The 18,363-nt window shown below is 58.1% G+C and carries 23 protein-coding genes; 15 read left to right on the top strand and 8 right to left on the bottom strand.

Annotated features, from left to right (window positions below):
- Positions 1 to 37: 37 nt before the first annotated feature.
- The 4 genes from MWR57_RS14355 to MWR57_RS14340 are packed head-to-tail and all read right to left on the bottom strand — an operon-like array spanning position 38 to position 2,467.
- Positions 38 to 670, bottom strand: a complete 633-nt coding sequence (locus MWR57_RS14355; RefSeq protein WP_423125509.1) for a hypothetical protein — start codon at positions 668 to 670, stop codon at positions 38 to 40.
- Positions 671 to 722: 52 nt separating this feature from the next.
- Complete coding sequence (locus tag MWR57_RS14350) at positions 723 to 1,325, bottom strand: FlgO family outer membrane protein (protein ID WP_423125508.1); 603 nt, start codon at positions 1,323 to 1,325, stop codon at positions 723 to 725.
- On the bottom strand, positions 1,322 to 2,203 hold the full coding sequence (locus MWR57_RS14345) for a FlgO family outer membrane protein (RefSeq protein ID WP_423125507.1): 882 nt from the start codon (positions 2,201 to 2,203) through the stop codon (positions 1,322 to 1,324). Before MWR57_RS14345 ends, MWR57_RS14350 begins: the two co-directional genes overlap by 4 nt.
- Before the next feature lie 15 nt (positions 2,204 to 2,218).
- On the bottom strand, positions 2,219 to 2,467 hold the full coding sequence (locus MWR57_RS14340; RefSeq protein WP_423125506.1) for a hypothetical protein: 249 nt from the start codon (positions 2,465 to 2,467) through the stop codon (positions 2,219 to 2,221).
- Between the two features lie 419 nt (positions 2,468 to 2,886).
- On the opposite strand from MWR57_RS14340, the gene rpoZ reads away from it, so the two are divergent.
- The 8 genes from rpoZ (at position 2,887) to glyS (ending at position 9,879) form a co-directional block, all read left to right on the top strand.
- Positions 2,887 to 3,180 carry a DNA-directed RNA polymerase subunit omega gene (gene rpoZ, locus MWR57_RS14335; RefSeq protein ID WP_423125505.1) on the top strand — a complete coding sequence of 98 codons (294 nt, stop codon included), beginning with the start codon at positions 2,887 to 2,889 and terminating at the stop codon, positions 3,178 to 3,180.
- Positions 3,181 to 3,183: 3 nt separating this feature from the next.
- The gene (dnaJ, locus tag MWR57_RS14330) at positions 3,184 to 4,302 is read left to right on the top strand and encodes a molecular chaperone DnaJ (protein WP_423125504.1); all 1,119 of its coding nucleotides are present in this window, start codon (positions 3,184 to 3,186) and stop codon (positions 4,300 to 4,302) included.
- Between the two features lie 23 nt (positions 4,303 to 4,325).
- Positions 4,326 to 4,826 (top strand): cyclic pyranopterin monophosphate synthase MoaC, encoded by a 501-nt coding sequence (gene moaC / locus MWR57_RS14325; RefSeq protein WP_423125503.1) that lies wholly within the window; start codon positions 4,326 to 4,328, stop codon positions 4,824 to 4,826.
- Positions 4,827 to 4,859: 33 nt separating this feature from the next.
- Entirely contained in the window at positions 4,860 to 5,225 is a 366-nt protein-coding gene (gene dksA, locus MWR57_RS14320) for an RNA polymerase-binding protein DksA (protein ID WP_423125502.1), read from the top strand.
- A 9-nt stretch (positions 5,226 to 5,234) separates the two neighbouring features.
- Positions 5,235 to 6,236, top strand: a complete 1,002-nt coding sequence (gene galT, locus MWR57_RS14315; RefSeq protein ID WP_423125501.1) for a galactose-1-phosphate uridylyltransferase — start codon at positions 5,235 to 5,237, stop codon at positions 6,234 to 6,236.
- Between the two features lie 58 nt (positions 6,237 to 6,294).
- The gene (locus MWR57_RS14310; protein WP_423125500.1) at positions 6,295 to 6,645 is read left to right on the top strand and encodes a response regulator; all 351 of its coding nucleotides are present in this window, start codon (positions 6,295 to 6,297) and stop codon (positions 6,643 to 6,645) included.
- 246 nt (positions 6,646 to 6,891) lie between these two features.
- Positions 6,892 to 7,653, top strand: coding sequence for a GTP cyclohydrolase, FolE2/MptA family (locus tag MWR57_RS14305; protein WP_423125499.1), 762 nt, complete (start codon positions 6,892 to 6,894; stop codon positions 7,651 to 7,653).
- 150 nt (positions 7,654 to 7,803) lie between these two features.
- Positions 7,804 to 9,879 (top strand): glycine--tRNA ligase subunit beta, encoded by a 2,076-nt coding sequence (gene glyS / locus MWR57_RS14300; RefSeq protein ID WP_423125498.1) that lies wholly within the window; start codon positions 7,804 to 7,806, stop codon positions 9,877 to 9,879.
- Here the strand turns inward: glyS and MWR57_RS14295 are convergent.
- From MWR57_RS14295 to MWR57_RS14280, 4 genes are all read right to left on the bottom strand, one after another.
- Positions 9,869 to 11,134, bottom strand: a complete 1,266-nt coding sequence (locus MWR57_RS14295) for an EAL and HDOD domain-containing protein (RefSeq protein ID WP_423125497.1) — start codon at positions 11,132 to 11,134, stop codon at positions 9,869 to 9,871. The two genes, glyS and MWR57_RS14295, sit on opposite strands and share 11 nt — an antisense overlap.
- Positions 11,124 to 11,723, bottom strand: a complete 600-nt coding sequence (locus MWR57_RS14290) for a Maf family protein (protein WP_423125496.1) — start codon at positions 11,721 to 11,723, stop codon at positions 11,124 to 11,126. The genes MWR57_RS14295 and MWR57_RS14290 overlap by 11 nt, the downstream gene beginning before the upstream one ends.
- Before the next feature lie 9 nt (positions 11,724 to 11,732).
- On the bottom strand, positions 11,733 to 12,476 hold the full coding sequence (gene fabL, locus MWR57_RS14285; protein WP_479723983.1) for an enoyl-[acyl-carrier-protein] reductase FabL: 744 nt from the start codon (positions 12,474 to 12,476) through the stop codon (positions 11,733 to 11,735).
- 137 nt (positions 12,477 to 12,613) lie between these two features.
- Positions 12,614 to 13,540, bottom strand: a complete 927-nt coding sequence (locus MWR57_RS14280; protein WP_423125494.1) for a DUF362 domain-containing protein — start codon at positions 13,538 to 13,540, stop codon at positions 12,614 to 12,616.
- Positions 13,541 to 13,892: 352 nt separating this feature from the next.
- On the opposite strand from MWR57_RS14280, the gene MWR57_RS14275 reads away from it, so the two are divergent.
- The 7 genes from MWR57_RS14275 (at position 13,893) to fliR (ending at position 18,360) form a co-directional block, all read left to right on the top strand.
- Positions 13,893 to 14,393, top strand: a complete 501-nt coding sequence (locus MWR57_RS14275; protein WP_423125493.1) for a flagellar basal body-associated FliL family protein — start codon at positions 13,893 to 13,895, stop codon at positions 14,391 to 14,393.
- 48 nt (positions 14,394 to 14,441) lie between these two features.
- Complete coding sequence (gene fliM, locus MWR57_RS14270; protein ID WP_423125492.1) at positions 14,442 to 15,431, top strand: flagellar motor switch protein FliM; 990 nt, start codon at positions 14,442 to 14,444, stop codon at positions 15,429 to 15,431.
- Between the two features lie 87 nt (positions 15,432 to 15,518).
- On the top strand, positions 15,519 to 15,938 hold the full coding sequence (gene fliN / locus MWR57_RS14265) for a flagellar motor switch protein FliN (protein ID WP_423125491.1): 420 nt from the start codon (positions 15,519 to 15,521) through the stop codon (positions 15,936 to 15,938).
- A gap of 53 nt (positions 15,939 to 15,991) precedes the next feature.
- A complete protein-coding gene (locus tag MWR57_RS14260) occupies positions 15,992 to 16,522 on the top strand; it encodes a FliO/MopB family protein (RefSeq protein WP_423125490.1) in 531 nt (176 codons plus the stop codon).
- The gene (gene fliP / locus MWR57_RS14255) at positions 16,512 to 17,279 is read left to right on the top strand and encodes a flagellar type III secretion system pore protein FliP (RefSeq protein WP_423125489.1); all 768 of its coding nucleotides are present in this window, start codon (positions 16,512 to 16,514) and stop codon (positions 17,277 to 17,279) included. Before MWR57_RS14260 ends, fliP begins: the two co-directional genes overlap by 11 nt.
- A 2-nt stretch (positions 17,280 to 17,281) precedes the next feature.
- Positions 17,282 to 17,551, top strand: a complete 270-nt coding sequence (fliQ, locus tag MWR57_RS14250; protein WP_423125488.1) for a flagellar biosynthesis protein FliQ — start codon at positions 17,282 to 17,284, stop codon at positions 17,549 to 17,551.
- A 17-nt stretch (positions 17,552 to 17,568) separates the two neighbouring features.
- Positions 17,569 to 18,360, top strand: a complete 792-nt coding sequence (gene fliR / locus MWR57_RS14245) for a flagellar biosynthetic protein FliR (protein WP_423125487.1) — start codon at positions 17,569 to 17,571, stop codon at positions 18,358 to 18,360.
- Positions 18,361 to 18,363: the final 3 nt, after the last annotated feature.

The following is an 18,363-nucleotide window of genomic DNA, read 5'->3' as shown; positions in this document are numbered from 1 at the left end:
AACGGGAGCGCCCTGTGCCCAACACACCATGCATCTGTCAGCGACTCACCGACCTGGCTCCGGCCATGACCTCGGCCATGTCAAAGGCCACCTGCGCCAGCATATTGGGCACCACCGGCCCAGCCTGTGACCGCTTGATCTCCGGAGGATTAAAGGCGGCGACAAATCGGGACAACGTACTGCTTTTCGGATAGGCCATGGCCTGATCCATGGACTGCTCGATGTACCACACGGTATTGCCGGTATGCACATTGAGCAGACGGGTGGACACCTCAACCCGCCCGCCCCCGAACTGGCTGCCTTCCAGGGCATAGTTTACCTTGCCGGCCAGAACCAGATCGACTTTTGCCTTTCGGCCAAGAGCCAGGGCTTCCTCGATATCCAGGTACGGTTTCTCAAGACGGAGCACCCGGGGAAAAGCCTGCTTGCCCAGAAGTACATCTTTAAAGAGCATGGCCACCCCCTCCCCCTGTTCCCGCGTCATATTGGCGGGCACCTGAAAGGGGAGAACCCCCACGGAGGCCTCCTGATAGGTGTTCGCATCCGGATGGATAAAAACCACCGGCGAGTTTTTCTTGACCTCCACCGGCTGGTTGGCCCAGTTTTTCTGACCCGACGCACACCCGGCAAGGAGAAGACCAAGAAGCACCACCGCTATTCCCTTACGCATACCGCTCTCCTGTAACTATCCAGAATTGAGAGAAAACCACGGGAGGAACTGTTCAGCGCTCTTTGGCGGAAAGCTGCGCATCGCCGAAAGTGCCGCCTCCTGCCGAAAGCAAATGATTGATATTGCGGCTGCGCTGCAACTCAAGCCCTGCCACGGAAAGCACCTGCTGGGAACCGGCGTCGAGCAGCCTGAGGTTGAGGATGACCGTGGTCGGGGTCAGCGAATAGGTGCCGGTGAGAATGGCCGCGGCCTGCTGCTGCTTGGCCAGAAGCTTGGCGTCCCGGGTGAGCATCATCTCGCCCCGGTTGTCCCGAATGAATAATTCCGCGGACTTGCGAATCTCCACCACGCCGAAACCGTGGCGAAACAAACTGGTGGACAACGCCTCGGTCAGGGTCCGGCCGAAACGGGTGGTGGTATAGAGGTTGTCAAGATCAACCACCGTGGTCAAGATCAACCTTTGCCCTCCCCCGGCGCCGCGCATGCCGGAAGTCAACTGCAGGGCCAGTTCCTCCCCCACCCCAAAAAAATCCGGGGTGACCACCGAGGCGGTGCCGCCGGTGGTCGCCCGGGGCGCGCATCCGCTCAGGAGCAGAGCGCAGCCCAGAAACAACGCAAACCCCAAGCCACGAATCATCATTCTTGTCTTTTTCATGGGCAATCCTTCTGTACGGGAGGCTTCACAGAACGTTTCGCAACCTTTTTCGCCGGTTTTTTTGCCGGAGGCGGAGAGACAGCCTGGCCCTTTTCCGGAAAGGCGCGGATCGCGACCTTCGCGGTGCGTGTGGAAGCGGGCATGCTTTCATTGGCAAGGAGATTGGCGGTCAGCGCGTCAATGGGCAAAACCAAGCTGGCGGAGGAAAGAACCCGGTTGTCGTCGTTGCGCAACAGACGGGCGTTGACAAAGATTTCCTGCCCCGCCACCGCATAGGTCCCCACCACCACCGCCTGGGCTCCCTGCACCAGGCTGATCTCATCCATGCTCCGGGACAAGGCATACTCGCCGTGATACGGGCTCACCATCAGGCCCGGGGTTTTCCGCACCTCAATCACCTCCAGTCCTTCCTGTTGCAGGGTGGAGAGCAACTGCTCGCTCAGATAGCGGCCCAGGGAAGAAGTCGCATACAGATTGTCGAGGCTGACAAAGGTGCTCACCGCCACCACATACTCGTCGGCCACCACCTCGCTGGCATTGGCGATGAGAGCCTTCCCCATCTGGCTGATCCTGGCATGCAGGGCGGCACCCTGGCCCGCACCGTCTGCCTGTCCTCCCCCTGTCTGTCCAAAAGCCGGCAAACCGGATTGGGACATATTCCGCGGCGAGAAAACCCGACCGGTGCGGAACACGTAATCAGGCGGTATGGCATGGGGATAGTTATAGAAGTAGGGACGATATGCCGGGGAGGGCTTCTGCCGTTCCTGAAACACGCCCCCGTTTCCGGCGGTGTCCGAAGGCTGGCCATCATCGGCCAGCGCGGCAGTGGCCGCACCGGTCAAGGCCAGCACAATCGCAAACAATCGTATACGCATCATTTTCGCCTCCCCCGCTCAGGGATTAAAATTGTAGCCAGGATAGTCTTTTTCCATGCTCCGCCAGGAAGGGCCAAAGGCCTGAACCATGGAATCGCCGGAAACACCGGGCTCGCCGAGCCCGCCGGGATAGACAACGGGAACTCGCTCGCTCCCGCCGAACATCGGCGAGGCAAACCGCATTTCAACCTCGACCAGCTCGCTGTACACCCCGCCGGCACACCCGCAACAACTGAGGAGCAGCAACCCCGCCATGATTTTTCGCATCTTCTCTCCCTCTGTGGTCTTGCGTCACTAAAGCTGTCGCATTGTCAATAAAATGACACCATTTTCACCACCCGGTCTGGGAATTTTTTTCCCGCTCGTTCCCATGGAAAAGCCGAATCCCGGGCATAACAAGGAATTTTTTTCTGAATTACCCCTCCGTTCCACCTTTTTCTTCAATCTCGCCTTGTTTATAAGCATTTTTCATGCCATCTCCGCATAACTCCCCCCCGTCTCCGTGGTGATCTTTCCCAGATGCCAGCATATTCAGCGGAAAACAACCCGCGCAAACCCTTTTGCATTCCGGAAGGAATGGGTGCCCAGCGAAAAAATGATTGCCAAAAACCCGGGATGGATTATACTTTTGAAGTTTATACTACCGCGATACCCAACGGGAGAATTCCCACAGGAGGAGTTGCACCATGGCACGTATCACCGTCGAAGACTGCCTGAGCCAGATAGGCAATGAAAATCGTTTTTCCCTGATCCACCTTGCCGTTGAACGGGTTAAACAGCACCGCAAGAACGCCCCTTTTCTTGTGAAATGCAAAAACAAGGAGATCGTCGCCACCTTGCGCGAGATTGCCGCTGGCCTGGTGAGTTTTTCCACCATCAAGAATTTCACCCCCACCAAGGAAGATTCTCCGGCCCAAGAGGAGACTTCTGGCCCGACCACGCAGAAGGGTGATGATCCAAAGGAACAGGCGTTCTTATAGCCCATGGAAACCGATTTTTACAAAAGACTCGGCGTCGCCCCGGATGCGACCGCGGAGGAGATAAAAAAAGCGTACCGCAAACTGGCCATGAAGTACCATCCGGACAAAAACCCGGACGACAAGGCTGCTGAAGATACATTCAAATCAGCCGCCGAGGCCTACGAAATTCTCGGCGACCTGGAAAAACGCAAGATTTACGACCGCTACGGGGTTGCCGGCCTGAAAGACAGCGGCTACAGCGGGCCGGGGAATTTCGAGGATATCTTCTCAAGCTTTGGCGACATCTTCGGCGACATGTTCGGTGGCCGTTCCGGGCAAAGGCGCCAGGGGCCCGTTGCCGGAAACGACCTGCGCTATGACCTGGGCATCAGTTTCATGGATGCGGTGCATGGCGCGGAAAAAGAGATCGAAATCACCAAGCGGGAAACCTGCTGGACCTGCGACGGAACCGGCTTGCGCCCCGGGCATAAAGCCTCGACCTGCACCACCTGCAAGGGCCATGGCCAGGTCGTGCATGCCCAGGGCTTTTTCCGGGTACAGACCACCTGCCCGAAATGCCACGGCGAAGGCACCATCATTACCGACCCGTGCAACGATTGTCAGGGCGAGGGGCTTGTCAGAAAAACGAAAAAGGTCTCCCTGAAGATCCCGGCCGGGATCGACACCGGCGCCCGCATGCGGTTGCGGGGCGAAGGCGAAGGCGGCCGCAAGGGCGGTCCGCCGGGCGATCTGTATGTGATCATGCACGTGGAACCCCATGAGTTTTTCCTCCGGGAGGGCAACGAGATCCACTGCCTCTTCCCGCTGACCATGGTGCAGGCCGCGCTGGGCGCCACCGTGGAGGTGCCGACCATCAACGGCGCCAAGAAACTGGTCATCCCGGCGGGAACCCAGCCGGAACAGATCTTCACCCTGAAAGGCGAAGGCGTCCCCTCCCTGAGGGGCGGGAATCCCGGCAACATGATCGTCGAAATCAAGGTTGTCATCCCGAAAAAATTGTCCGCGCGTGAAAAGGAACTGCTCACAGAACTTGACGTCCTGCTGAAGAAAAGGGGCGCCAACAAGGAAGAAGAGGGATTTTTCAAAAAGTTCCTCCACACGTTTTCCAACGAAAAGCCTTGATTCTTCCTCGCGAGACAACGACAATGAGCGACCAGCCCTTGACGGATAATCAACTGACCCATTTTGACGAATCCGGCAACGCCCGCATGGTGGACGTGGGCGGCAAAAATGAAACCGTGCGGGAAGCAACGGCTTGCGGCGCCATCGCCCTTTCCCCGCAGGCGTTTCAGTTGGTGCAGGAAGGGAATATCGCCAAAGGCGATGTGCTCGGAGTCGCCCGGATCGCGGGGATCATGGCCGCCAAAAAGGTCGACGCCCTTATCCCCCTGACCCACCCTCTGGCCATCAACAAGGTGACCGTTGATTTTGATCTGAATGACAGGACACACACCATAGAAATTACTGCTACCGTGGGCATAACCGGCAGGACCGGAGTCGAGATGGAGGCGCTCACCGCCGTCTCGGTTGCCGCCCTGACCATTTATGATATGTGTAAGGCTGTGGACAAAGGCATGATCATTAACAACATCAGACTGGAAAGGAAAATCGGGGGCAAAAGCGGAAGCTATCAACGGAAGGGATAACGCTTGCCCAAGATATACCAAGGGAGTAAGACTGTGAACAGAGAACAACTTGAGTATTTTCGCCAGAAGCTGGAGACCATGAGCCAGGATCTTTTGCAGGAGGCTGAAAAAACCATCCACGAAATGACCGACAGCACGGAAAATTATCCCGATCCCACTGACCGGGCCAGCGCCGAATCCGATCGCAGCTTTGAGCTCCGCATCCGCGACCGCGAGCGCAAATTGCTTGCCAAGATCCGGGAGGCCATCGAACGCATTGATGAAGGAACCTATGGCATCTGCGATGAATGCGGCGACGAAATCTCGGCCAAGCGTCTTGAGGCGCGGCCGGTGACAACCCAATGCATCGAATGCAAAACCCACCAGGAAAACCAGGAAAGGGCCCAAAAAGGCTTATAAGAGACCGCGATGCCTGAACTGCGCAAAGATCCGATCATTGGCCGCTGGATCATCATCTCCACTGAACGGGGAAAGCGTCCCACTGACTTCATTGTGGAGACAAACGAGACACGAGGAGGGTTCTGCCCTCTGTGTCCAGGCAACGAGAATACCACGCCTCCGGAAGTTTTGAGCTACAGCAGCACCGCTGGCCATCAAGCCAACAGACCCGGCTGGGATCTGCGGGTGGTGCCCAACAAGTATCCCGCCCTCATCATCGAAGGCAATCTCAACAAAGAGGGCGATGGCCTCTACGACCGGATGAACGGCATCGGCGCCCACGAGGTCATCATCGAAACCCCGGACCACAACGAATCCTTTGCCAATCTGCCGGCGGATCGCATGATCAAGGTTTTTCTGGCTTACCGGGACCGGCTGCTCGATCTGGCCCAGGATCCGCGCTTCCGGTATGTCATGGTGTTCAAGAATTTCGGCGCCGCGGCCGGGGCCTCGCTGGAACACTCCCACTCCCAGCTCATCGCCCTGCCCATTGTCCCCCGCATGATCAGCTCCGAGATCGAAGGAAGCCTCTCCTACTTCAAATACAAGGAACGCTGCATTTTCTGCGACATCATCCGCCAGGAAATTAACCAGGACAAACGGGTGGTGGCCGAAAACGACCTGTTCCTCGCCATTGTCCCCTATGCGCCCCGTTCACCCTTCGAGATGTGGATCCTGCCCAAGCAACATGCCTCTTCCTATCTTGCCATGGATGACGCCCATTTCAAGGCGCTCACCGCGATTTTTTCAGAGTGCATGCGCCGTTTGGACACCTGCATTCCCAATGTTCCATACAACTTTGTCCTGCACGGCGCCCCGTTGCGCTCGCAACCCCTTGAACATTACCACTGGCATTTTGAAATCATGCCCAAACTGACCATGATCGCCGGTTTTGAATGGGGCTCAGGCTTTTACATCAATTCCATCCCGCCGGAAGAAGCAGCCCAATTTTTAAAAGAAGCGGCGATTTAACCCAACGCTGGGGACAGCAACTCTCACAACCCTTGCAAGACAACAGGGGGGGGGATCAATGAAAAAAATACTGCTTGTTGACGACGAAGACAGCATCCATCTCCTGTACCGCGAAGAACTGGAGGAGGAAGGATACGAGGTCCACTCCGCTCTTTCCGGGGAAGAAGCCCTTACCCAACTGAAGATCATCAACCCGGATCTCATCATCCTCGACATCAATATGCCCGGCATCAACGGCATCGATGTTCTGCGCCAGATCAAGGAAATGAATTCCTCCCTTCCGGTCATCCTCAGCTCCGCCTATCAGGAGTTCAAGCAGGACCTGGCCACCTGGGCCTCCGATGAATACATCGTCAAATCCTCCAATTTGGACGAGCTTAAGGCGGCCGTGAAAAAGCATCTTGCCTGAAAGCCGGGCCAGCGAGAAAAACCAGACTAACACCCACCCTCCTGCCCAATGCGCTTACCCGTCCCCCAAGAGCCACCAAAAGATGGTTTCCACTCAAGCTGCAAACGTTCACCAGCGCCGCGTTGCTGCTGCCGGAGATGCGCGAAAGAGGCTTGTGAAGTGTGTTACCGTACATGCGCAGGCCGATGACAGCTAAGTGAGCCCGCGAGACTGCGAAGCAGATTCGGTGCCGGGGAATGTTTACCAATGAGCGACATGAAAGATATCCAAGGCCAGCGTGACTACCGCCGGATCAACATCAAAAAGGTGGGGGTAAAAAACATCTCCTACCCGGTAACCGTCCTGGACAAGGCGCGAAAGACCCAAAAGACCGTGGCCACGGTCAACATGTACGTCAATCTGCCCCATCAGTTCAAAGGCACCCACATGAGCCGGTTCGTGGAAATTCTCAACCGGTTCCACGGCGAGATAAACCTGAAGAGCTTTCATCGCATCCTCGAAGAGATGAAAATCAAGCTCCAGGCGGAAGCGGCCCACCTGGAAATGACCTTTCCCTATTTCCTGCAAAAATCCTCCGGACAGGCGCAAGCGGTTGGCATGAAGGAATACCGCTGCACCATGCATGGCTCGCTGGAAAAAACCGATGATCTCGTCCTGGAGATCCAGGTGCCCATTTCCCCGCCGGTCCCGTCCCAGGGAGGCCAGGGTTTGCCCCGCTCCCTCGGCCACTGGGGCAGGGCCACCATCCGCTTGCGGTTCAAGCATTTCATCTGGATCGAGGAGATCATCCAGTTGGTGGAAGAAGTGACCTCCCACGATCTCTGCTGGCCTACTGCCACAGACTGCACGGAATACACCCTTTCCGTGGAAAGCATTACCACGGCCCTTGGCCGCACCCTTGAAGACCATCCGGCCATTGCCTGGTTTTCCGTTCTGGTGGAAAACCTTTCGCAAGGCTACAACACCTTTGCCTCCCTGGAATGGCACAACAACCCGGCCGTATCCTGAGCCGTCGCGGCAAAAAAAATTGTCATTTTGGTTGCCAAAACGGCATAAAGAGCCGTAATAAAACAATCCGAAAAGCACCACGTATTGGGTAACGGCTCCTCGACACGGCCACACGGATCACCGTCAAAAAAATATCGCGAGAAACTGATCATGCAACACGAACTCCTCTTTGAAATCGGCACTGAAGAAATTCCGGCCGGCTATATCATGCCCGCCCTTGCCCAATTGGAAAAAATCCTCGGCGAGCGGCTCACCGCCCTGGCCCTGCCCTATTCCACCCTGCGCACCGCAGCCACCCCCAGGCGTCTTGCCGTGTCGATCGGCGGCTTGGCCGAGCGCCAGCCGGACCGGCAAGAGGAGATTCTCGGCCCCCCGAAAAAGGCGGCCTTTGACCAGAAAGGCCAGCCCACCCAGGCAGCCATCGGCTTTGCAAAAAAGAACGGGGCCGAGGTCGGGGCCCTGCAGATACTGGCAACGCCAAAGGGCGAGTACCTCATGGTGCGCGTCGAACAGGTCGGCCGCCCGACCTCGGAACTCCTTGCCGAGCTGCTGCCCGAGGTGGTCACCAGCCTCAATTTCCCCAAATCCATGCGCTGGGGCGCGGGCCGCACCAGCTTTGCCCGGCCGATCCAGTGGCTGCTCGCCGTGTATGGCGGCAAGACCGTGCCCTTCACCCTGGATACCATCACCAGCACCAACACCACCCGCGGCCACCGCTTCATGGCCCAAGGGCCCTTCCCCGCCTCCGGCTACAGCGACTATGTCGAAACCCTGCGCACGGCCCAGGTCATGGTCGAGCCCCAGGAACGCCGCGATGCGGTGGTTGCCGAGATCACCAGGGCGGCCCAACAGGCGGGAGGGATGATTCTTCCGGATGACGAACTGGTGGACACGGTGTGCAATCTGGTGGAAAAGCCCTTTGCCATCTGCGGCGCCTTTGAGGAACGCTTCCTGGCCCTGCCCCGCGAGGTATTGATCACCTCCATGCGGGAGCACCAGAAATACTTTGCCGTGGTTGACGCCGCTGGCAAACTCATGCCCAATTTCATCGCGGTGAACAACACCAACACCAGGGATGCGAAGCTTGCCGCCGACGGCCACCAGCGGGTCATCCGGGCGCGGCTGGAGGATGCCTTCTTCTTTTTCAAGGAAGACCAGCGGAAGACTCTGGCGGACCGGTTCGAGGATCTCTCGGGCGTTATCTTTCAGCACAAACTGGGGACCATGCTCGACAAGACCAAACGCGTTACCACCCTGGCCGGGCTGCTGGCCAAAAAACTTGCGCCGGCGCACCTGGCCCACGCAGAACGTGCCGCCCACCTGGCCAAGACCGACCTGCTCACCGACATGGTGGGCGAGTTCCCCACCCTGCAAGGAGCGATCGGCCACGACTACGCCCTGCTCGGCGGCGAAGCTCCGGAAGTTGCCACAGCCATCCGCGAGCATTACCTGCCGGTAAGGGCAGGAGGCGTATTGCCCGCCTCAATCCCCGGAGCGCTGGTCGGCATGGCCGACCGGCTTGACTCCATCACCGGCTGCTTCGGCATCGGCCAGATCCCCACCGGCACCACCGATCCCTTTGGCCTGCGCCGCCTCTCGCTGGGATTGCTTAATATCATCAACGCCATGGGCTTTGGCCTCTCCCTGGCCGAGTTCGTGGACGAGGCGCTCTCCCTGTATGGTGATAAGCTGACCGTTCCCAAGGACGAAGCCCGCCGCAACGTGCTCGAGTTCATCAAGGGCCGGTTCAGCAACGATCTCACCAGCCAGGGAATCCCGGCCGAGGCAGTGGAAGCGGTCACTTCGGTCTCCTTCGACGATCCGCTGGACTGCAAGCGCAGGATCAACGCCCTCATGGCCATCAGCAAGGAAGAAGCCTTCCCCATCCTGGCCGGAGCCTTCAAGCGGGTGATCAATATCATCAAGGAAAACAGCGAAACCACGGTGCAAGCGGAGCTGCTCAGCGAACCCGCCGAGCAGAAGCTCCATGCGGCATACCTGGCTGTCCGTGCCGAGGCAACCCCTTTGCTTGCAGCCAGCGATTACGAAAAAGCGCTGGGTGTGATCCTCAAAATGAAGGAGCCGGTGGACACCTTTTTTGAGGAAGTCATGGTCATGGCAGAGGATGAGAAGGTGCGCGCCAACCGCTTGAACCTGCTGACCGCCATCGCCCGGCTCTTTCTGAGGGTCGGCGATTTTTCAAAGATGAATGCCATCAATCCGTAAGCTGAACCTGGGCGATTTCAATGGCCTGCTCGTAGAGCAGGGGCAGGGAGTCAAGGTTGAGCGTTAGTTTTACCCCCAGATCGACGGTTTTTTCCCAATCTCCCCGCTCGTAGGCCATGACCAGCCTGAGGGTCCGGGCAAGGGGAGTTGCCGCAACCTCGGAGAGCAACGCCTCCTGAAGATTCCCGGGCAGGGCCAGCTCCGGCAGGATCTCCGCCATATCCTTATCAAGCATGGCCGGAAGCAGGGAAAACATCCCGGCCGTATGAAACACCCCCGCCTCACTGCGCCTGTCCAGAAGCTGACCGGCGATCAGTTCACAGAAGCTGCCCCGGAAAGCGGCCAGACGGAGCAGTTCGGGCGGCTTGTCCGCAGCAAGGTAGGACAGCATCATCAGCGACAGCCATTTTCGTAAGGTGAGCTGCCCCAACATTGCCACGACCATCTCAATGCTGTCCAGCTTCTGCCTCCTGGCAAAATAGGCGGAATTCACATACTTGAGCAATTTGTAAGCCAGAGAAACATCCCGGCTGACAAATTTGGCCAGCTCGGCGAAATCGTAATCCTCATCCTGAATAATTTTGAGCACTTGCAGATAGTGGAGCTTGGAGCCGGGGATATCCCGCCCCTCCATGATATGGGGGCGGCTGAAAAAATACCCCTGGAACAGATCAAAGCCCAGCTTTTTAGCGGCCTCGAACTCTTCAAAGGTTTCAATCTTCTCCGCCAGCAGCTTGACGTTGTAGCGGCTGACCACCTTGGCTTGGCGCTCAAGCTCGGTAAAACTCATCTGGCGAATATCAAACTTGATGATCCTGGCCAGCTTGATGAGCGGCACAAAACGATCTTCGTAGAGAAAATCATCCAGTGCCAAGACATACCCCGCCTCGACCAGCTTCCCGCATGCCGCTACTACCTCGGGCGTGGCCCCCACCGTTTCCAGCACCTCGACCACGGTAATTTCCTTGGAGAAAAGCGAGGGATACCCCTTGAGCAGCATCTCTTCGCTGAAATTGATGAACGCCTTTTTTCCTTCGGTGATGGTGGCGATGCCGATGAGCAGAAAGCTGTTGGTGATGACCTTGGAGGTGGCCTCTTCTCCATCCTGCAAGGGGTCGAAGTAATTGGTCAGACCGGAACGGAAGAGCAGCTCGTAGGCGAAGACCTCCTTGTTCCTCTTGAAGATAGGCTGGCGGGCAACAAAGATATTCGGTTCCGAGGCGTCCATGGCTGGAATGATTTTCTCACAAACCATCCATCAGCGCAATTACCTTATGGTGCAATAACGCCTGAAGCACCTCGGCCATGGGCAAGCCCACCACATTGGTATAGGAACCGCTTATTTCCGGGACCAGAAAACACCCCTTGCCCTGAATCCCGTAAGCCCCGGCCTTGTCCAGGGGTTCTCCGGTGCGGACATACGCCCGGCACAACTCCGGGGTAAGCGTGAGGAAACGGACTTTGGTACAGACGGTTTTAGTGCATGATTCGCCGGTGGTCTGGCAGCAGAGGGAAAATCCGGTCCACACCTCATGCCAGCGGCCGGAGAGCCGCATGAGCATGGCGCAGGCCTCCTCTTCATCGCCGGGCTTGCCAAGAATCTCCCCATCCACCACCACTGCGGTATCGGCACCCAGCACCCAAGCCTCAGAAAGGTCTACACCCCGGGCCTTTTCCCGGGACAGCCGCGCGACAAAATCTTCGGGCAACTCGCCGGGCTGCGGGGTCTCGTCAATGTCCGTGACCCGCACCTCAAAGGCAATCCCCAAGTCGGCAAGAAAATCGCGCCGCCGGGGCGAACCCGAGGCGAGGATCAGCCGCGCCTGTGTCCGAAAGGCTTCCATGCAGTCGAATCAAGCCCGAATGGAGTAGCCACCGTCCACGACGATGGTCTGCCCCTGGATCATGGCGGCCAGATCACTGCATAAAAACAGGGCTACATCCGCCACATCTTCGGGGGTGGTAAGCCGCCCAAGGGGTGTGCGTTGCAGGGCGCCGTCGAGGATCTGTTGCCGGTTGGGGAATTTCTTGAGGGCCTCGGTGTCCACGGCTCCGGCGCTGATGGTGTTGACATTGATCCCCAGAGGCCCCAGCTCCACGGCCAGATGGCGGACCAGCGACTCAAGCGCCGCCTTGGAGGCGCCCACGGCCGTGTAATTCTCCACGGCCCGCACCGCCCCCATGCTGGAAACCGCCATGATCCTCGCGCCCTTGCTCATGAGCGGCGCGGCCTGCTGGGTGAGGGAAAGCAGGGCCCGGGCGTTGATTTCCATGGCCCAGTTCCAGTGGCGGCTACTCAGCTCCAGCGCCGGTTTCAAGACGCCGGAGGCGGCGTTGCTGATGAGAAAATCAAGATGGCCGAACTCGCTTTTGATCAGGGCAAACATCCCCTGCAGATCCTCGTCGTTGGCCACGTTGGCCTTGACCACCAGACAGCGCGCGCCCTTCTCCTCGATGAGACGGGCGGTGGCTTCCGCGTCCTGGCGGTGGCGCACGTAGTTCACCACCAGATCAACCCCGTTTTCCGCAAGCCGCAGCGCGATCGCCTTGCCGATCCCGCGTGAACTGCCGGTTACCAAGCCTACTTTGCCGCGCAGATTGAACATACCCCTACTCCTCTTTATAGCTGTTCCCGTAATGGGTTGATGAGCATCAATGTGCTGGCCACGATAAAATTTTCAGGCGGGAAAGTAAAGAAGACTTTCCCGCCTCGTCGGCATCCGACGCTCCCCGCCTATCTGGCCATAACCCTTTTCACAGCGCCCAGCAAGAGGCGCCAGGGATGGAAACTCACCGGCCGCAAGCGGAAAGGCGCTTGAAATCCCTGGACCGCGACCTCGTCCACCCTGGCCAGCGGAAAAGAGAGCTCCATCAGGGTGTTCCCGGCAAGGTTGCGCCGACAACATTCCCGCCAGACAGGGCTTGCCTGCGGGGGAAGGCCGAGCACGGCGATCAGGGCCGTGTCCAAGGCCACGGGATTGAGCCCTCCCGCCAGAAGCTGCAAAGGGAAAGGCTTGCCCGCCACCGGCCCGTCCACATGCATGGCCTCCACCCCGTCGGCCAGGGTAATCCCTCCGGGGAGCACCCCAAGAAGATCGACCAGCATGGCTTCGAACCGGTTATCGATGTCGCCATACCGGGCATGAAGCCAGGGCTTGCGGAACCCCACCACCGCCCCGAAATAGTTCTTTACCGCCAGACTCAGATAAAGCTGCCCATGGGCCTTGATCTTGGGCAGATTGACCAGCAGATCGCACTCGCGCACCGCCCGCGCCACCCCCACGGACAGCCCGGAGGCGAGACGGACCGGCTGCGCCCCGTCGAAATTGACCATGGCCACCGGCAGCCCCTTGAGAGCCGCCCTGATCCCACAGGCCTCCATAACGCCCAGCGCCGTGCCGAATGCCGGCGAATCGCCGACCCGCACCGTACCCCCCTGATCGAGAAACCACTCCGCCACGGCAGCGACAACCTCCGGATGGGTGCAGGCCAGTCCTTTGTTCCGCACCGCGGAAACCAGGTTGGGCTTGAGCAGCACCCTGCTTCCCGGGGAGACCCTAAAGCCCAGTCCGTTGCAGAGCATCTCCACCCGATCCTTCAAGAGCCTCCGGTCATACTGATGGCATGCAGCCAGACCAACCTCACACGCGCGAAGCTCCATGCCCCCTCCAACCGGACCGCAACTGTCTCGTAACAATCTGGAATACCATCATTATTTTTCCCCGGCTACGCCGCGTTTTGCGGAGACCAGCACCGATTTTCTCAAATTCTCGATATTTTTTTGACACTCTGTCCAGATGGAGTCAAAATCATGACGAAAGATTCCCATGCACACCATGCCGAAAAAAGACCGGCCCCCTGCCTATTTTCCAGAAATACATTGAATTACCGATAATTTACATATACTGTTATACACAAGAAAAGCCTCGCGGCACAATGCTTGCTTTACAACCAAACCAAAGAGAAGGCTCCGGAGTTTTCCAGCCTTCCTTTTTCCTCGAGGAGACAGAACCATGGCTGCGGAAAAAGACCCACAGGCAACAGAACAGGATCCTAAGAAGAAATCCAAGATGGGCTTTTTCATCATCCTTGGCGTAGGCATTCTCGTCCTCGGCGGCGGCGGTTTTTTCGCCTATACCAAATTCCTGGCCAATAAACCAGCGGTTGAAGAGATTGCCAGCCAGGAGGCGAATAAAGAAGCCGCCCCGGTAATCGGGGAAATGCTGGTCATGGAGCCCTTTATCGTCAATCTGGCCGACCCCAAGGGCAAACGCTACCTCAAGGTCAAGATCGAACTGGAGCTTGAAAGCAAGGAGGCCGTGGACAAGGCCACCAAGGCGGCGCCCAAGCTGCGCGACATGGTGATCATGATGCTCACCAGCCTCGGCTTTGAAGAAGTCATGACCCCGGAGGGCAAGATCCGCGTCCGGGATGAGCTGCTGGAGCGGTTCAACGAAATCATGCGCCCCGACCATATCAAGAACATTTACTTTACGGAATTTGTCGTGCAGTAGCCCATCGGGCCTCTGTCGCTAACCCGAAAAAACACCCAGCGGAAAGCCATGGAACAGATTCTCAGCCAGGACGAGGTTGACGCGCTACTCAAGGGAATTTCCGGCGGCGAAATCGAAGAGCCGGAAGAACCCATTGACGCGGAAGCCTTGGGCTATCAGGCCTACGACTTTACCCGGCAGGAAAGGATCGTCCAGGTAAAGATGCCTGCCATGGAGGCGATCTCCGACGCCTTCATGCGTGCGGTCCGCACCTCGCTTTCCACCACCCTGCGCCGGATCATCGACCTGACCTCCGCCCCCATCGAGCTGGAGCGCTTCGGCGCCTTTGTCCGCACCCTGCCCGTGCCGAGCAGCCTGCAGATTTTCCGCATGGCGCCCTTCCGCGGCCACGCCCTCATCGTGCTTGAGCCCAAGCTGGTCTTTACCCTGGTGGAAAACTTCCTGGGCGGCACCGGCACCAGAAACATCCGCATCGAGGGCCGCGATTTCACTGCCATCGAGCAGCGCCTCATCCGGCGGGTGGTAAATCTCCTGCTCAACGATCTGGAAAAGGCCTGGTATTCCCTGCAGCCCCTCAAGGTCCAGTACATCAGAAGCGAGATCAATCCGCAGTTCGCCAAGATCTGCCAGCCCGAGGACGTGGTGATCATCTGCCGCTACGATGTGGACATGGACCGGGCCGTGGGCAGCATCACGGTTTGCATCCCCATGAGCAACCTGGAATCGGTCAAGGGCAAGCTCCTTACCACCTTCCAGCGGGAGCAGAGCGACGAGGATATCAGCATCAAGCGCGTCCTCACCGAAAACATCAAGAACATCCCGGTGGACTTTGTGGTGGAACTGGGCCGCGCCACCATTTCCGCAGGGGATGTCATGGAGTTGGTGGTCGGCGACATCATCCAGTTGGAACGCCGCACCGACGACCTCCTGCCGTCCTTTGTCGCCGGAGAAAGAAAATACATGGGAACCCCTGGCGTGCATCGCGGCAACAATGCGCTGCTCATCAAGAAAAAGGTTCTTGACCCGAACCGGGAATGAGGTGAAAGGCGCAAGGTCCATTTCCCACCTTGAACCTCTCACCTTGGGCCTTTCGCAGAAAAGATCACCTGAAAGAGGAGAAGAACCATGGCTGACGACCCGTTGGACGCCGCCAACACAAAAAACGAAACAGAGGGAGCCGGAGATGACTGGGCTGCCGCCCTGGGCGAGCATGAAGGTGCGGGTGGGGCTCAAGCCCCTGCCTTTGCCGAGTTGGGCAGTGGTGGGGCCACCGCCCCCTCCGGCAGTCAGAATCTTGATTTCCTGCTGGATATCCCCCTGGAAGTCACCGTCGAGCTGGGACGGACCAGCATGATCATCAACAAGATGCTGCAATTGACGCAAGGATCCGTGGTCGAGCTCGACAAAGCGGCGGGCGAACCGGTGGAAATCTTTGTCAACGACAAGCTGCTGGGCAAAGGCGAGGTGATCGTGGTCAACGAGCGGTTCGGCGTGCGGATCACGGAAATCATCAGTCAGGCGGACCGGGTCAAGAACATCGCCTGAGCAAGAAAAATTCCTGACCGACTTCCATCGGCAAGGCTGTGGACACAACGACCATGAAGATCCGGCAACCATCACCAACACGCGGAGTGTTCCGGGCAAAGACGCTGATCGCCCTGGGAGCAAGCCTGCTGTATCATCTCGCCTGTCCCTTCATGCTTCTGGCCGCCGAACGGCTCACCGGCAATCAGGAAGCCCTTTCCCTGACCACGACCATCTTTAAAACCATTGGCTCACTTGTCATTGTGGTGGGGCTCATGCTTCTCTTGCTGGCTTGGATCAAAAAGATGGGGTTCGCCAAGGGCGGTTCCCGGCAGGAAAGCCTTATCACCGTCCTCGACAGCCGGATGCTGGCCCCCAAAAAACAGGTGAGCGTTCTGGAGGTGGCAGGCGCGTATCTGGTGGTCGGGCTCAGCGAGCAACAGATTACCCTGCTCGCCACCCTTGACCCCAACGAGCGCCTCATGGCCGCCAGCCAAAAAAGCGATGCTCCCCTGCCGGATTCTTTTGCCTCCATGCTCCACAAGGCGACCCAGACCATCTCCGGCATGAAACCAAAAAAGAAAGGATCCGCCGATGCGGAATAAACCTCTGCCGTCCTGGCCCATTCTCGTTGGCCTGCTTACGGGGATCATCCTCCTTTTTCCCGGCGAAGGCCGGGCCGTAACCCTGCCCACCCTGCAGATCGGGTTGGGCGAAGCCCAGAACCCCCAGCAGGTCTCCGTCCTCATCGAGATATTGCTCCTGTTCACGGTCCTGTCCATGGCCCCGGCCATCCTCTTAATGATGACTTCCTTCACCCGGCTGGTGATCGCCTTTTCCTTTCTGCGGCAAGCCCTGGGCACCCAACAGGTACCGCCGACCCAGGTTCTGGTCGGCCTGGCGCTCTTCCTGACCATGTTCATCATGACCCCGGTTTTCAGCGAGGTCAACACCACCGCGATCAAACCTTACATGGCCGAACAGATCAACGCGGAAGAGGCTTTGCTGGAGGCGGTAAAACCGGTGCGCGCCTTCATGTTCAAGCAGACCAGGGAAAAAGACCTCGAACTTTTCCTTTCCCTGGCCAAGACCCCCAAGCCGAAAAACAAGGAGGAGGTCTCCACCGCCGTGCTCATCCCGGCCTTCATGATCAGCGAGCTTAAGACCGCTTTCACCATCGGCTTTGTTCTTTTTCTGCCCTTTCTGATCATCGACATGGTGGTGGCAAGCATCCTGCTGTCCATGGGCATGATGATGCTGCCCCCGGTCATGGTTTCCCTGCCCTTCAAACTGCTGCTTTTTGTGCTGGTGGATGGCTGGTACCTGATTGTCGGCTCTCTGGTAAAAAGTTTTGGAGTATAACCATGACTGCCTCTGAAGCCATCACCCTGACCCAGAATGCCGTTACCCTGACCCTGATAGTTTCGGCGCCGCTGCTGCTGGTGGCCATGGTGGTCGGCCTGCTGATCTCTCTTTTCCAGGCGATCACCCAGATCCAGGAGATGACCCTGACCTTTGTCCCCAAGATCGTGGCCATGATGCTGACCCTGCTGTTTCTTTCCTCCTGGATGATCACCAAGCTGGTGGACTACACCCATGAGCTGATTACCAGCATCCCGAACATCATCCACTGACGGAGAATTTCGCAACCATGCCCGAAGCCGCGCTGCTGAACTGGACCCTGACGCAGATCCTCTCCATGGTCATTATCCTGACCCGGGTGGCGCCGCTCTTGTTTTTCATGCCCGTCTTCGGCTCGACAAGCGTTCCACCCCAGGTCAAAATCCTGCTGGCCCTGATGACCGCCCTGATCCTGACCCCCGTGGTCCGGGTTGATCCGCGCCTGATGAGCGGCCCGCCCATCGGCTTTTTCGTTCTCGTCCTCACCGAAATCCTGCTGGGCGCGACCCTGGCCATTTTTGCCCGGTGCCTCTTTGCCGCCGCCGAGCTTGCCGGCCAGATGGTGGGCATCCAGATGGGCATGGGGGTGGCCGGCGTCATGGATCCCCAGTTCGGCACCCAGATCTCGCTGGTGGGCATGCTCTGGAATCTCGCCACCATCCTGATTTTTTTAAGCATCAACGGCCATCACATCTTTTTCTCCACCCTGGTGGAAAGCTTTGAGTGGCTGAAACCCGGCACGGCAACCATAACCCAGGCCACCTTCGAAGGCATCATGCAGGGGGCCTCCCACATGTTCGTTCTTGCCGTCAAGATTATGGCCCCGGCGGGAGCGGCCCTATTTTTTACCCATGTGGCCATGGGCATCGTCGCCAAGACCGTGCCCCAAATTCCGATCCTGATCGTCGGTCTGCCGATAAACATTGCGGTCGGTCTGATTTTTGCCGGCTTGTCCCTGCGCTATCTCCTGCCGCTGATGATCACCAATTTTGAAATGCTGGCCCGGCTCCTGCCCAGGCTGGCCATGGGCATGGGGGGCTGAAGA

The sequence above is a fragment of the Hydrosulfovibrio ferrireducens genome (assembly GCF_046883345.1).
Taxonomy (GTDB): domain Bacteria; phylum Desulfobacterota; class Desulfobulbia; order Desulfobulbales; family Desulfurivibrionaceae; genus Thiovibrio; species Thiovibrio ferrireducens.
Note: the sequence above shows the minus strand (reverse complement) of the source record. Positions and strands in the feature narration are given on the sequence as shown.